Annotated in this window: 14 protein-coding genes; 8 read left to right on the forward strand and 6 right to left on the reverse strand. The window is 74.0% G+C overall.

What is annotated here, in order from left to right; genetic code table 11:
- Positions 1–152 precede the first annotated feature (152 nt).
- Together ABLM29_RS21180 and ABLM29_RS21185 are read right to left on the reverse strand one after the other, a co-directional pair.
- The gene (locus ABLM29_RS21180; RefSeq protein WP_349716585.1) at positions 153–581 is read right to left on the reverse strand and encodes a CoA-binding protein; all 429 of its coding nucleotides are present in this window, start codon (positions 579–581) and stop codon (positions 153–155) included.
- Positions 582–636: 55 nt separating this feature from the next.
- Positions 637–1,290: a TetR/AcrR family transcriptional regulator gene (locus ABLM29_RS21185; protein ID WP_349716586.1), complete on the reverse strand. Its 654-nt coding sequence runs from the start codon at positions 1,288–1,290 to the stop codon at positions 637–639.
- Between the two features lie 85 nt (positions 1,291–1,375).
- On the opposite strand from ABLM29_RS21185, the gene ABLM29_RS21190 reads away from it, so the two are divergent.
- The 6 genes from ABLM29_RS21190 (at position 1,376) to ABLM29_RS21215 (ending at position 9,009) form a co-directional block, all read left to right on the forward strand.
- On the forward strand, positions 1,376–2,560 hold the full coding sequence (locus tag ABLM29_RS21190) for an acyl-CoA dehydrogenase family protein (RefSeq protein ID WP_349716587.1): 1,185 nt from the start codon (positions 1,376–1,378) through the stop codon (positions 2,558–2,560).
- Between the two features lie 193 nt (positions 2,561–2,753).
- Positions 2,754–3,878 (forward strand): alanine dehydrogenase, encoded by a 1,125-nt coding sequence (ald, locus tag ABLM29_RS21195; RefSeq protein ID WP_349716588.1) that lies wholly within the window; start codon positions 2,754–2,756, stop codon positions 3,876–3,878.
- A gap of 98 nt (positions 3,879–3,976) precedes the next feature.
- Positions 3,977–5,290, forward strand: coding sequence for an NAD(P)/FAD-dependent oxidoreductase (locus tag ABLM29_RS21200; RefSeq protein ID WP_502889297.1), 1,314 nt, complete (start codon positions 3,977–3,979; stop codon positions 5,288–5,290).
- Positions 5,291–5,511: 221 nt separating this feature from the next.
- Positions 5,512–6,042, forward strand: a complete 531-nt coding sequence (locus ABLM29_RS21205) for a CAP domain-containing protein (protein WP_349716589.1) — start codon at positions 5,512–5,514, stop codon at positions 6,040–6,042.
- An 81-nt stretch (positions 6,043–6,123) separates the two neighbouring features.
- Positions 6,124–6,267 carry a DUF1059 domain-containing protein gene (locus tag ABLM29_RS21210; protein WP_349716590.1) on the forward strand — a complete coding sequence of 48 codons (144 nt, stop codon included), beginning with the start codon at positions 6,124–6,126 and terminating at the stop codon, positions 6,265–6,267.
- A gap of 72 nt (positions 6,268–6,339) precedes the next feature.
- Positions 6,340–9,009 (forward strand): HAD-IC family P-type ATPase, encoded by a 2,670-nt coding sequence (locus ABLM29_RS21215; RefSeq protein WP_349716591.1) that lies wholly within the window; start codon positions 6,340–6,342, stop codon positions 9,007–9,009.
- A gap of 10 nt (positions 9,010–9,019) precedes the next feature.
- Here the strand turns inward: ABLM29_RS21215 and ABLM29_RS21220 are convergent, their stop codons facing one another.
- The 3 genes from ABLM29_RS21220 to ABLM29_RS21230 are packed head-to-tail and all read right to left on the reverse strand — an operon-like array spanning position 9,020 to position 11,648.
- Positions 9,020–9,895 (reverse strand): crotonase/enoyl-CoA hydratase family protein, encoded by an 876-nt coding sequence (locus ABLM29_RS21220; RefSeq protein ID WP_349716592.1) that lies wholly within the window; start codon positions 9,893–9,895, stop codon positions 9,020–9,022.
- 2 nt (positions 9,896–9,897) lie between these two features.
- A complete protein-coding gene (locus ABLM29_RS21225; protein ID WP_349716593.1) occupies positions 9,898–11,217 on the reverse strand; it encodes an LCP family protein in 1,320 nt (439 codons plus the stop codon).
- A gap of 50 nt (positions 11,218–11,267) precedes the next feature.
- Positions 11,268–11,648, reverse strand: a complete 381-nt coding sequence (locus ABLM29_RS21230; RefSeq protein WP_349716594.1) for a homing endonuclease associated repeat-containing protein — start codon at positions 11,646–11,648, stop codon at positions 11,268–11,270.
- Positions 11,649–11,859: 211 nt separating this feature from the next.
- On the opposite strand from ABLM29_RS21230, the gene ABLM29_RS21235 reads away from it, so the two are divergent.
- Positions 11,860–12,423, forward strand: coding sequence for an acyl-CoA thioesterase (locus ABLM29_RS21235; protein WP_349716595.1), 564 nt, complete (start codon positions 11,860–11,862; stop codon positions 12,421–12,423).
- On the opposite strand, the gene ABLM29_RS21240 is transcribed toward ABLM29_RS21235, so the two are convergent.
- A complete protein-coding gene (locus ABLM29_RS21240; protein ID WP_349716596.1) occupies positions 12,410–13,318 on the reverse strand; it encodes a LysR family transcriptional regulator in 909 nt (302 codons plus the stop codon). The genes ABLM29_RS21235 and ABLM29_RS21240 overlap by 14 nt on opposite strands.
- Positions 13,319–13,404: 86 nt before the next feature.
- Between ABLM29_RS21240 and ABLM29_RS21245 the strand changes: the two genes are divergently transcribed.
- Positions 13,405–14,336: threonine ammonia-lyase (locus ABLM29_RS21245; RefSeq protein ID WP_502889296.1), on the forward strand; the 932-nt coding region annotated here is incomplete at its 3' end.

The raw sequence follows: 14,336 nt of genomic DNA on the forward strand, positions 1-14,336 counted from the left end.
GCTGGACGGGTCGTGAACCGGTCAGGTGTCCGCGATGTCGTGAGACTCAATGTGTCCGCGATGTCCTGAGCCTCCACACACCCGTATCCCGGGCTCTCAGGCACACGACCCCCATCACGCGCGGCATCACGCGCGGCATCACACGGGGGGCATCACGCCGCGCGGCGCCGCCACTCGATCGCGGGGCAGGTGTCCATCACCATCGGCACCCCGGCGGCGACGGTCCGCTCGAAGGCGTCGGGGTCGACCACGCCGAGCTGGAACCAGACGCCGCCCGCCCCGACCGCCACCGCCTGGTCGGCGAACTCGCCGGCGGCCTCCGAGCGCCGGAAGACGTCGACGACGTCGATCTCGAACGGCACGTCGGCGAGCGTGGGGTAGGCCTTCTCGCCGAGCACGACGAGGTCGCGGCGCGCGGCCGCGGGGTGGACCGGGACGATCCGCTTGCCGCGCTCCTGCAGCATGCGCGCGATCCCGTAGGCGGTGCGCGTCGGGTTGTCGGACAGCCCGACGATCGCCCAGGTGTGGGCGTCCAGGAGCGCCTCGACGGTCGCGGGGTCCTGCCAGTCTCGGTTGATCACACCTGGGGAACCCCGTCCCGCCCGCCGCGATTCCCCGGTGGCGCTCAGGTGGCGCTCAGCCCTCGTCGAGCAGCCGACGTACGGCGGGGAGCAGCTCCTCGAAGTCGCGGCCGGACCGGAGCACGACGACCTGCGTCTCGGTGTCGGCGGCGGGCCGCAGGCTGCGGGTGGCGAGCCCGACCGCCTCGGCCAGGTCGCCGGCGGGGTCCTCGCTCTGCCCGCGCAGCCAGCGGCGGAGCACGTGGTTGTGCGCGGTGACGACGGCGTTGGCGAGCAGCTCGGCGAGCAGGTCGTCGTCGCCCGAGCCGAGCCAGCCGCGCAGGTGGTTGCGGAACAGCTGTTGGTAGCTGCGCTGGTTGGCGACCTCGGCGGCGCGCAGGGCGGGCACGGTGGTGGTGAGCGCGTAGCGGGCGCGGGCGACCTCGCCCTCGTCCAGGTAGGTGGTGAGCACGATCGCCGACGCCTCGACCAGGGCGACGTCGGCGGTGGCGCGCGAGGCGCTGGCGAGGCGGGCGTCGACGGCGGCGAGGATCGGCCCGTGGTCGGGGAAGACCACGGCCTCCTTGCTCGCGAAGGAGCGGAAGAACGTCGTCCGGCCGACCCCGGCCTCCGCGGCGATCGCGTCGACGGTCGTCTGCTCGAAGCCCTGCTCGGCGAAGAGGCGGAAGGCCGCCTCGACGAGCCGGCGGCGGGTGGCGGTCGCTGGCACGGGGCCCTCCTCGTCTCGACTGCACATTACCGGGCGGTACTGAGTACCATAAACGGCGTACTGAGTATCCCCGAGACGAGACTGGGTGACCGACGTGACCAACAGCGACTTCTCCTCCTACGGCCTGACCGAGGAGCACCGCGCCATCCGCGAGGCGGTCCGCGACCTCTGCGACGCCAAGGTGGCGCCGTACGCCGCCGAGGTCGACGAGCAGTCGCGGTTCCCCCAGGAGGCCGCCGACGCCCTCAGGGCGGCGGACTTCCACGCCCCCCACGTCCCGGAGGAGTACGGCGGCGCCGGGGCCGACGCGCTCGCCACCTGCATCGTGATCGAGGAGGTCGCCCGCGCGTGCGTCTCCTCCTCGCTGATCCCGGCGGTCAACAAGCTGGGCTCGCTGCCGATCCAGATCGGCGGCAGCGAGCAGCTGAAGAAGGAGTACCTGACGCGGCTCGCGGCCGGCGAGGGCGGCTTCTCCTACTGCCTCTCCGAGCCGGACGCCGGGTCGGACGCGGCCAACCAGAGGACCCGCGCGGTCCGCGACGGCGACCACTACGTGCTCAACGGCGTGAAGCGGTGGATCACCAACGCCGGCGTCTCGGAGTACTACACGGTCCTGGCGACCACCGACCCCGACAAGCGCTCGCGCGGGATCAGCGCGTTCGTGGTGGAGAGGTCCGACGCGGGCGTCTCCTTCGGTGCTCCCGAGAAGAAGCTCGGCATCAAGGGGTCGCCGACCCGCGAGGTCTACTTCGACAACGTGCGGATCCCCGCCGACCGCCTCATCGGCGAGGAGGGCCAGGGCTTCGAGATCGCCCTGCGCACCCTGGACCACACCCGCGTCACCATCGCCGCGCAGGCCGTGGGCGTCGCCCAGGGCGCGCTCGACTACGCGATCGAGTACGCCAAGGAGCGCCAGCAGTTCGGCAAGTCGATCGCCGACTTCCAGGGCCTGCAGTTCCTCATCGCCGAGATGGGCATGAAGGTCGAGGCCGCCCGCCAGATGACGTACGCCGCCGCGGCGAAGTCCGAGCGCGGCGACGACGACCTGACCTTCTTCGGTGCCGCGGCCAAGTGCTTCGCCTCCGACGTCGCGATGGAGGTCACCACCAACGCCGTCCAGGTGCTCGGCGGCTACGGCTACACCCGCGACTACCCGGTCGAGCGGATGATGCGCGACGCCAAGATCACCCAGATCTACGAGGGCACCAACCAGGTGCAGCGGATCGTGATGGCGCGGCAGCTGCTGGCCGGGGTGCAGAGCCAGCTCTGATCGTGACAGGCCGGGATCACCATGCTGATTCCGGCCGCCTGGTGCGACCGCGACAAAGAAATCCACAGAAATTTCCTTGATCTGCCACTGATTTCGCAGCCCTCCGTGCGCTAACGTCAGGTGTGTCGCCGACCACCCGGTGGGGGTCGGCGGCGCCCTGCCCCCGCACCGCGCGACATGGAAGACGGTCATCATGAAGGTCGGCGTCCCCAAGGAAGTCAAGAACCACGAGTACCGGGTGGCGATCACGCCGATCGGCGTGCACGAGCTGGTCTCGCACGGGCACGAGGTGGTCATCGAGACCGGCGCCGGTATCGGCTCCCAGATCCCCGACGAGGAGTACGTCGCGGCCGGGGCCACGATGGTGGCGACCCCGGAGGAGGCCTGGGGCACCGACGGCGGCGTCGACATGGTGCTCAAGGTCAAGGAGCCGGTGGCGGAGGAGTACCACCGGATGCGGGAGGGGCTGACGCTCTTCACCTACCTGCACCTCGCCGCGGACAAGCCGCTGACCGAGGAGCTGATGAAGCGCAAGGTCACCGGCATCGCCTACGAGACGGTGCAGCTGCCCTCGGGCGCGCTGCCGCTGCTCTACCCGATGTCGGAGGTGGCCGGCTGCCTGGCCCCGCAGGTCGGCGCCTACTCGCTGATGAAGGCCCAGGGCGGCCGCGGGGTGCTGATGGGCGGCGTCGGCGGCGTGGCGAACGCCAAGGTCGTCATCATCGGCGCCGGCGTCTCGGGCCAGAACGCGGCCAACATCGCGCTCGGCATGGGCGCGGACGTGACGCTGCTCGACACCGACCTGGACAAGCTGCGGATGTCGTTCTGGCGCTACAACAACCGCGTCCACGGCCTCGCGAGCTCGAAGCTCGCGATCGAGCAGCAGGTGATGGAGGCGGACCTGGTGATCGGTGCGGTGCTGATCCCCGGCGCCGCGGCGCCGAAGCTGGTCACCAACGACCTGGTGTCGCGGATGAAGCCCGGCTCGGTGCTGGTCGACATCGCGATCGACCAGGGCGGCTGCTTCGAGGACTCCCGCGCCACCACGCACGCCGACCCGACCTACCAGGTGCACGACTCGACGTTCTACTGCGTGGCGAACATGCCGGGCGCGGTGCCGAACACGTCGACGTACGCCCTGACCAACGCGACGCTGCCGTACGCCGTCGCGCTGGCCGACAAGGGCTGGCGGGACGCCTGCCGGGCCGACGCCAGCCTGGCCAAGGGCCTCAACACCCACGCCGGCCGGCTCACCAACGCCCCGGTCGGCGCCGCGGTGGGCATCGACGCCGTCGGTCCGGACGAGGTGCTGGGCTGAGCGCGGGCCTGCTGCCGCCGCTCGCTCACGACTTCGTCGACGGCGAGGTCTCCTTCTGGTTCCGCCAGCTGGGCGGCGCGCCCGCCCGGCGGGCGGCGCTGCCCGGCGACCGCGACGCCGACGTCGCCATCGTCGGCGCGGGCCTCACCGGGCTGTGGGCGGCCTACTACCTGAGCCGCGAGCAGCCGGACCTGCGGATCGTCGTCCTCGAGCGCGAGTTCGCGGGCTTCGGTGCCTCCGGGCGCAACGGTGGCTGGCTCAGCGCCCGCGTGCCCGGACAGCTCGCGCGGTTCGCCGCGACGCACGGCACGGACGGCGCCGTCGCGTTCCAGCGCGCCCTGATGGGGGCGGTGGGCGAGGTCGCCGACGTGCTCGCGGCGGAGGGGATCGACGCCGACCTGCACCGGTCGGGCGTGGTCCAGGTGGCGACCAACGCGGCCCAGTGGGAGCGGCTGCGCGAGGAGACCGCGGGGCTGCGTCGCTTCGGCTGGGGGAGCGAGGACCTGCTCGAGCTCTCCCCGGCCGAGCTCGCCGCTCGGGTCTGGGTGCCCGGGGCGGTCGGCGGCACGTGGAGCCCGCACGGCGCGCGCGTGCAGCCGGCCCGCCTCGTCCGCGGCCTGGCCGCGGCCGCCGAGCGCGCCGGCGTCACGATCTTCGAGGGCACCACGGTCGAGCGGGTCCGACCCGGGCTGGTGGAGACCGACCACGGCGCCGTCCGGGCGCCGGTGGTGCTCCGGGCGCTGGAGGGGTTCACCGCCGGCCTGCCGGGCCTGCGCCGGCAGTGGCTGCCGATGAGCAGCAGCATGATCGCGACCGTCCCGCTCCCCGACGAGGTCTGGGGCAGGATCGGCTGGCGCGACGCGGAGCTGTTCGGCGACACCGCCCACGGCTTCGCCTACGCGCAGCGGACGGCCGACGGCCGGATCGCGCTGGGCGGCCGTGCGGTGCCGTACCGGTACGCCTCGGCCACAGACCGCCGCGGCGAGACCCGCGGCAGCACGGTCGACCAGCTGCGCGCGATGCTCGCCCGCCTCTTCCCGGACGCCGCGCGGGTGCCGGTCGAGCACGCCTGGTCGGGCGTGCTCGGCGTGCCCCGGGACTGGTGCGGCACCGTGGGGCTCGACCCGGCCACCGGGCTCGGCTGGGCCGGTGGGTACGTCGGCCACGGGGTCGCCTCGGCACACCTGGCCGGGCGGACGCTGGCCGACCTGGTGCTGCGCCGCGACACCGAGCGCGTCGCGCTGCCCTGGGTCGGTCGCCGGGTGCGCCGCTGGGAGCCGGAGCCGCTGCGCTGGACGGCGGTGCACGGGCTGTACCGGGCCTACGCCGCCGCGGACCGCCGGGAGTCCCGACCCGGTGTCGCACATACCTCCCGCATCGCGACGGTCGCGGACCGGATCACCGGCAAGTAGTTCGGCGTCCTCCCAGGTCAGGCCGCAGATGATGCGGCGCGGGGGAGGTCCGGCGAAAGATGTGATCTGTCTCACGAATAGGTGATCTGGCAACCATCCGGTTAGCGTGGCCCGCTACGCCACCGCGCTCGGGGTGGTTGGCGTTCGCACCGTGGCGGACCCTGCCCAGCCCCCGTGACCGGTGGCGATGCACTGTCGTCACACCGGAAGGCCCATCCCCCATGGCACTCCTCCGCCTTGCCCGTCGCGCCCGTCAGGCCTCCGTGGTCGCCACCGCAGCCGCGGTGGCATCGGTCGCGTTCGCCACCCCCGCGCCTGCCCACGCCGCCGCGGCACCCGTCGCCGCGGAGTCCGCGCCGACGGCGAAGGTCGCCTCGTCGATGACGCGCGCGACCTACGCCGACCGCGTGCACCGGCTGGTCAACAAGAAGCGGAAGGCCCACGACCGGCGTCCGCTCAAGAGCGGCATGCGGGTCGACGCCATCGCGCAGCGGCGCGCCCAGCGGATGCTCGGCGAGAAGGTCTTCGACCACTTCAGCCTCGGCCCGGTGCTGCGCCGGACCGACGCCCGCTGGGCCGGCGAGGTCATGGCCAAGGGCCCGTTCACGCCCCGCCAGATCGTCCGGATGTGGATGCAGGAGCCGATCCACCGCGCGATCGTCCTGAAGCGCAAGCCGAACCGCATCGGGGTCGGTGTCGCACTCACCGCCAAGGGCGAGTGGCTCACCGTCGCCGACCTGGTCAAGAACTGACCTGAGCGAGATCCGGCGGCGCCCCGCCCCGGGCGACGTACCCTGGCGGTGAGAACCCGTTCCACTCCGAGAGGTACGACGATGCCGTCACTGCGCTGCCCCTGCGACACCACGATCCGGGGCGAGGACGACGACGAGCTGGTCGAGAAGGTGCAGGAGCACCTCGCGGCCGAGCACCCGGGGCGGGAGTACTCCCGCGAGGAGATCCTCTTCATGGCGATGTGATCTCGTGCGGGGCGACCCCGCGCGGGACCATCGACCCTGGGGTGCGGCGTGGCGGCGGGCTGGAATTTCGGCATGGGTCCTGCCGCCGCCGTCGACGAGGTCCGGTCTCACCACGCCCTCACCGCCCACGAGGTGCTGCTCCTGCTCGACGTCGACCACCTCGACGGTCTGACGCAGGAGGAGGCGCACCGCCGGCTCGACGTCTTCGGACCGAACCAGCTGCCCGAGCCGCGCACCGCGGGCCCGGTCCTCCGGTTCCTGCGCCAGCTGCACAGCCCGCTGGTCTACGTGCTGATCGTCTCCGGCGCGGTCACCGTCCTCCTCGGCCAGTACGTCGACGCGTCGGTGATCTTCGCCGTCGTCGTCGTCAACGCCGTGGTCGGCTTCCTCCAGGAGTCGAAGGCCGAGGCCGCGTTGGACTCGCTGCGCGCCATGGTGCACACCGAGGCGCTGGTGGTCCGCGACGGCCGGCGCCAGAGCGTGGCCTCGGAGCGGCTGGTCCCCGGCGACCTGGTGCTGGTCGAGGCCGGCGCCCGGGTCCCCGCCGACCTCCGGCTCGTCGTCCAGGCGGAGCTGGAGGCCGACGAGTCGGCGCTGACCGGCGAGTCCCTCCCGGTCGCCAAGGACGAGGTGGTCCTCGAGCCGGACACCGCGGTCGCCGACCGCCGCAACATGCTGTACGCCGGCACGCTGGTCACCAGCGGCACCGGCACCGGCGTGGTCGTGGCGACCGGCGGCGACACCGAGCTCGGCGAGATCCACCGGCTGGTCGGCAGCGCGGCGACGCTGGCGACTCCGCTGACCCGCAAGCTCGCCACCTTCAGCGGCTGGCTGACCGTGGTGATCCTCGGTCTCGCCGCGGTCACCTTCGCCGTCGGCGTGGCCCGCGGCGAGGCCGCCGCGGACATGTTCACCGCGGCGGTCGCGCTCGCCGTCGGCGCGATCCCCGAGGGCCTGCCCGCGGCGGTCACCATCACCCTCGCCATCGGCGTCGGCCGGATGGCCCGCCGCCGGGCGGTGATCCGCCGGCTGCCCGCCGTCGAGACGCTCGGCGGGGCGACGGTGATCTGCTCCGACAAGACCGGCACCCTCACCGAGAACCGGATGACGGTGCGCGAGCTGTGGACGGCGTCGCAGGAGGTGGTGCTGCCCGAGCACGGCACCGCCGGGGCGCCGTCCCACCGGTCCGACGAGGCACTGCGCTGGTGCCTGGAGGTCGGCGCGAACTGCAACGACTCCCGGCTCGCCGAGGACGGCCAGGGCCTGGGCGACCCGACCGAGACGGCGATGCTGGTGGCGGCGCGCTGGTTCGGCGTCGTCCCCCACGGGCTGCCGCGGGTGGACGCGCTGCCGTTCAGCTCCGAGCGCCAGTTCATGGCGACCCTCCACCGGCTGCCGACCGGCGGCGAGGCGCTGATGGTCAAGGGCGCGGTGGAGCGGGTGCTCGACCTGTGCGCCGCCGAGCTCGCCGCCGACGGCACCCCGCACCGGATCGACCGGGAGCGGGTTCACGCCGAGGCCGAGCGCCTGGCCGGGAGGGGGATGCGGGTGCTGGCGACCGCGGTCGCGGCGGATCCCGCCCCCGGCGTACTGGGGCAGATGGGCCGCGGGGACACCGTCCCCGGGCTCGCGTTCGCCGGCCTGCAGGCGATGCTCGACCCGCCCCGGCCGACGGCCCGTGACGCGGTGCGCAGCTGCCGCACCGCCGGCCTCGAGGTCAAGATGATCACCGGCGACCACGCGGCGACGGCCGAGGCGATCGCGCGCCGGATCGGGCTGCTCGCCGACGGGGAGCCCGGCGCGGTGCTGGTCGGCGCCGAGCTCGAGGCGATCAGCGACGAGGACCTGCCCGCCGCCGTCGAGCGGGCCGCGGTCTTCGCGCGGGTCAGCCCGGCCCAGAAGCTGCGCCTGGTCGAGGCGCTGCAGGCCCGCCACCACGTGGTGGCGATGACCGGCGACGGCGTGAACGACGCCCCGGCGCTGAAGCAGGCCGACATCGGCGTGGCGATGGGGCTGGGCGGCACCGAGGCCGCGAAGGACGCCGGGGACATGGTGCTGCTCGACGACGACTTCGCCACCATCGAGGCGGCGGTCGAGGAGGGGCGCGGCGTCTTCGACAACCTGGTGAAGTTCATCGTCTGGACGCTGCCGACCAACATGGCCGAGGGGATGGTGCTGCTGGTCGCCATCCTGCAGGGCGCGGTGCTGCCGATCCTGCCGACGCAGATCCTGTGGATCAACATGACAACGGCGGTCGCGCTGGGGCTGATGCTCGCCTGGGAGCCGAAGGAGCCGGGGATCATGGAGCGCCCGCCGCGCGACCCGCGCCGCTCGCTGCTCACCGCCCCGGTGATCGTGCGGACCCTGCTGGTCTCCGCGCTGCTCGTGATCGGCACCCGGCTGCTGTTCGACTACGAGATCGGCATCGGCACCCCGGTGGAGTCCGCCCGCACGGTCGCGGTCAACCTCTTCGTCACCGTCGAGGCGTTCTACCTGTTCAGCTGCCGCTCCCTGAACGGCCCGTCGTGGCGGGCGGGCGCGTTCAGCAACCGGTGGCTGCTGGTGGGTGTGACGGTGCAGGCCGTCGGCCAGCTGGCGCTGACCTACCTGCCGGCGATGAACGCGCTGTTCCACACGGCACCCATCGGCTGGGAGTCGTGGCTGAGGATCCTGCTGGTGGCGGCGCTGACCAGCGTGGTGGTGGCGCTGGACAAGCGGAGGCTGCGGGGCCGGCAGCTGTAGGCCCGCGCGGTCAGCCCGGGTAGATCCGCGGCAGCTCGGAGGCCCGGCCGGTGAAGGACGGCGTCCGCTTCTCCAGGAAGGCGGCCACGCCCTCCTTCCCGTCGGCGATCGAGGTGTAGTACATCGCCAGCGAGTCCGACAGGTGCGCCTCGAGCGGCTCGGCCGCGGCGCTGTTGCGGTAGAGCATCTGCTTGGCCAGGCCCAGCGCCACGGGGGAGCGGTCCCGCACGAACGACCGCGCCAGCGCGTACGCCGCGGGCAGCAGGTCCTCGGGCTCGTGGACGCTGCGCACCAGCCGTCCGGCCAGGATCGCGTCGGCGTCGAGGATGTCCGCGGAGTAGACCCACTCCAGGGCCTGCTGGATCCCGACGATGCGGGGCAGGAACCACGTCGAGCAGGCCTCGGGCACGATCCCGAGCCGGCCGAAGACGAAACCGACCCGGGCCCTCGTCGAGGCCAGCCGCAGGTCCATGGCGAGGGTCATCGTGGCGCCGATGCCGACCGCGGGGCCGTTGATCGCGGCGATCACCGGCTTGGGCAGCGTGTGGATCGCCAGCGTCACCTTGCCGCCGGTGTCGCGGACGCCCTCGTCGTACGGCGCCGTCTCGTAGGCCGCGCGGAACTCCTCCGGGGTGGGGGAGAGGCTCTCGTCGAGCCCGAAGACGTTGCCGTCGGCCGAGAGGTCCATGCCGGCGCAGAAGGCCCGCCCGGCGCCGGTGACCACGACGGCCCGCACCGCGTCGTCGCGGGCGTCGGTGAGGAAGACCCGCTCGAGCTCGACCGCCATCGTCAGGTCGAACGCGTTGAGCGCGTCGGGACGGTTCAGCGTGAGCGTGGCGATGCCGTCGGCGTCGACGCTCCAGTCGATGGTCTCGTAGTCGCTCACGGTCACAGTCCCTTGGCGTTGCAGATCTTCTTGGTCAGGTCGTCGGTGCGGTCCTCGATGACGATGTCGTAGAGGCGCTCGGCGCGCTCGGTGTCGACCACGACGTCGCTGTAGCCGGAGCTCACCGCCTGGTAGTTCACCGGCAGCGTGCAGTTGGTGCCGCCGTCCCCGGTGGCCGCGGCCATGCCGAGCGCGAAGCGGCCGGCGTCGACGACGCCCATGCCCTCGCCGACCGCGATGGCGCCCGGCGCGGCGAGGTTGAGCCGCCAGTAGCGGACCGGGTTGAGCACCGTCCACGGCGAGGCGACCTTCGAGCCGATCGCGCCGATCACCTCGCGCTGGCGGCGCACCCGCGCGAAGTCGTCGTTGCTGTCGCCGAAGGAGGCGTGCCGGGACCGGGCGTAGCCGAGGGCGGTCGGTCCGTCGGCCTCCTGGCAGCCCTTCTTGACGTCCAGGTTGGCCTGCTTGTCCTTGATCGCCTGCTTCGGGCAGATCTCCACGCCACCCACGGCGTCGACGATGTCCACGAAGCCGGCGAACCCGATCTCCACGTAGTGGTCGATCCGGATCCCGGTGTTCTGCTCCAGCGTCCGGGTGAGCAGCTCGGCGCCGCCGACCGCGAAGGCCGAGTTGACCTTCGCGGTGCCCCGGCCGGGGATCTCCATCAGGGTGTCGCGGGGGATCGAGATCAGCGTGTCGGGGCCCGAGCCGGTGTGCAGCAGCAGGATCGAGTCGGTGCGGGCCGCACCGGCGGTGCCGCCGGTGCCGAGCGCCTTGCGCTCCTCCTCGGTCAGGTCGCCGCGCGAGTCGCTGCCGACGATCAGGTACGTCGTGCCGGGCTGGTCGGCCGGGCGCTCGCCGTCGGGGGAGAAGGCGACCTTGTCGACCTTGCTCCAGGCGAAGAACGGCACGGCGACCAGGTAGACGAGCCAGAGCACGAACAGGGCGAGCACGATCCGGATCCAGCGCCGCGGGCGCGCCCAGCCCCCGAGCGAGCGCGACCTCCGGGGGGCCCCGGGCTGCTGGGGCTGCTGGGGCGGCTGCTGCGGCTGCTGCTGGGCGGGCTGGGTCCGCGGCTGCTGCGGGGGCTGCCCGCCGGGGCCGGTCGGCTGGCCGCCCTGGCCCGCCTGGGGGCGGGGCTGCTGGGGGAGCAGCATCGTGGGGTCGGGGCGGTCCTCCGGCGGCCGCGGTCGCGTCGGGCGCTGACCGGCGGGGCGCTGGTCGGGTGAGGGCGGCGTGGCCTGCGGGTCGGAGCCGTAGAGCCAGTCGTACTCGGAGCCGCTCCCGTCGCCGCCGTCGCCACGGGTGCCGTTGCCTGCCATGGGCCCAGACGGTACCGGGCCGTCCGCTCCGCGGTGGGCCGCCCCGCGGTTTACCCCTCGGCCCGCCGCTTCGCCTCGGCCCAGGGCAGCCGGGCGCGGACGGTGGCCCCGCTGGGGGCGCCGGGGTGCTCCTTGGCCCAGGCGGCGTAGCCCGCGAAGCTGCCGGACGCGCGGGGCGCCAGGTCGGCCAGGTAGGCGGCGACGTGGGCCACCAGGTCGTCCTCGCTCCAGGTCGCGCGCCGCGCCGAGGCCGCGTTGGTGGGCAGGCCGGCGGCGGCGCAGGCCGAGCGCCAGGTGCCGAAGCGGCGGATGATCCAGGCCACGGACGGCCCGCCGGCGGCCTCGCGGTGGCGCTCGTAGGCCGCGGTGCTGAGCGGCCCGTCGGGGGTGGCGGCGGCGCGCAGGGCGTCGAGCAGGTCACGGTCCTCCATGGGGTCGATCATCGCCCACGGGCGCCGTTTCCGGTGGGTGGGGCCGCCGAGATGCGGCGAGGTCGGTCGGGGAGGCCGCGTCACATGGATCTCCGCCCCGAAAGTCGCGATTTCGGGGCGGAGATCCATGTGACGCCGAGCACCGCGCGCCGCAGGAGGCGCAAATCGAGCGTGGTGGGCGGCGGCGGACCGCTCCGGGTACGTTCAGTGGGTGTCCGAGACCCCCCACGTCGACCGCGCCGTCGACCGTCCCGCCGCCCTGCCGCCCTCCTACTCCCGGATCGAGCTCGCCACGGTGAGCGCCCGGACCCAGGCGAACCTGCTGGGCAACATCCACGGCGGCGAGATCGTGAAGCTGGCCGACTCCACGGCCGGCGTGGTCGCGCAGCGGCACAGCGGGGGCCCGGCGGTGACCGCCGCCCTGGACGAGATGTCCTTCCGGGCGCCGGTCCGGGTCGGCGACATCGTGCGGACGCGGGCGCAGGTCAACGGCGTGGGCAGCTCCTCGATGGAGATCGGGGTCCGGATCGAGACCCAGCCGTGGGACGACGCGTCGACCGAGTTCCTCCACGTCGGGTCGGCCTACTTCCTCTTCGTCGCGATCGACACCGCCGGCCATCCCCGGCCCGTCCCGGGGCTGCTCCCGGAGACCGCGGACGACGAGCGCCGGATGCGGGAGGCGCGGATCCGGCGCGAGCACCGGATCGCCCGCCGGGCGGCGATCGAGGCGGGCCGCCTCGACGCCGCCGGCCCCGAGGGCCTCAGCGGCGCGTAGCCGCCGCGCGGAGCGCCTCCGCGACCGCCTCGACGGAGGCCGGCCGGGGCGGCGCCCCGTACGACGAGAGCTGGACCCGCCGGTCCGCGCCGGCGATCGCGCGGCGCCGGACGTCGGGGTGGAGGTGGGCGCGCAGCGCCAGGCCGGGGAGCACCGTCACCCCGACGCCGCCGGCGACCAGTGACTGGACCGCGACGTAGTCGTCGCTGGCGAACGCGATCCGGGGCGCGAACCCGGCCGCGTCGCACAGGGCGAGCAGTTCGGCCCGGCAGCGCTCGCAGCCGGTGATCCAGCGCCGGTCGGCGAGGGCGGCCAGCCCGTCCCCGGCCAGCTCGCCCGCCTCCCCGCCGTCGCCGGCGCCGTCGCCGGCCGGTCCGGTGACCAGGTAGAGCGGGTCGTGGAACAGGGTCGTCGAGGTGATCCCGTCGACCTCGGCCTGCCCGGGGTAGGCGAAGGTCAGGGCCAGGTCGACGTCGCCGGCCCGGAGCAGCTCGGCGGCCTCGGGCGGCTCGGCCTCGACCAGGTCGAGCGCCAGGTCGGGGTGGGCCCGCGCCAGCAGCGCGATCGCGGCCGGCACCAGGGTGGCCGCGGCCGACGGGAACGCGGCGAGCCGGACGCGCCCGGCGCGCAGCTGGGTGGCGGCCGCCAGCTCGTCCTCGGCGCGCTCCAGCAGGCCGAGGATCTCCTCGCCGCGCCGGGCCAGCCGCTCCCCGTCCGGCGTCAGCCGGATCCCGCGGCCCACCCGCTGCAGCAGCACGCTGCCGGTCTCGGCCTCCAGCCGCCGCAGGTGGTGGGAGACCGTCGGCTGCCCGTAGTGCAGCGACGCGGCGGCCGCCGAGACGCTGCCCGTGCGGTGGACGGCGACGAGGGCCTCGAGGCGGCGCAGGTCGATCACGCCCCCAGCGTATATCGACACCGTCGATGGGATCGAGCGAGAAGAACTATTGGACCGATATGGGTCGGCGGCGGGACGATGGTGGGGTGGAGCACGAGGACCAGCACCTGACCTTCGCCGACGTCGAGGCCGCCGCCCGGGTCGTCGCGGCGACGCTCGACCCGACCCCGTTCGTCGGGCACCCGCTGCTCGACCGCGCGGTCGGCGCGGAGGTCCTGGTCAAGCACGAGCACGTGCTCCCGACCGGCTCCTTCAAGGTCCGCGGCGGCGTGCACCTGGCGGCCACCCTGAGCCCGGCCGAGCGCGCCGCCGGCCTGGTCACCACCTCCACCGGCAACCACGCGCAGTCCGTCGCCGTGGCGGCGCGGCTGGCCGGCGTACCGGCCACCGTGGTGATGCCGGCCTCGGCGCCGGCCGTGAAGCGGGAGGCCGTCGAGGCCCTCGGTGCCCGGGTCCTCATCCACGGCGCCGGACTCGGCGAGGCCGCCGCGCGCGCCCGCGAGCTGGCCGCGCCCGGCTGCTACGTCGACCCGACCGACCCGCGGATCATCCTCGGCCACGCCACGCTCTACCTCGAGCTCTTCGCCGCGCGGCCGTCGCTCTCGGCCGTCTACGTCCCGATCGGCAGCGGCACCGGCGCCGTCGGTGCCTGCCTGGTGCGCGACGCGCTCGCCCCGGGCTGCGCGGTGGTCGGCGTGCAGTCCGAGTCGGCCCCCGCCGTGTGGCGCTCGTGGCGCAGCGGCCGGATCGAGACCGCCCCCGCGCACACGCGCGCCTCGGGGCTGGCCACCACCGCCGGCTACCCGGCCACCCTGGACGGGCTGCGGTCGGGCCTGTCGGACTTCCTCCTGGTCTCCGACGAGGAGATCGACGCGGCCGCCCGGATGCTCGCCACCCGCGCGCACACCCTGGCCGGGGTGCGGGCGGATCGCCTGCAGCTCGGCGGCGAAGACGCGGTCGGTGCCGAGCTGGCCCTCGACGCTCATCGCGGCGGCGATGTCAGCGGTGCGCATCAGGC

The organism is Nocardioides sp. YIM 152588 (genome assembly GCF_040191335.1).
Taxonomy (GTDB): Bacteria; Actinomycetota; Actinomycetes; order Propionibacteriales; family Nocardioidaceae; genus Nocardioides.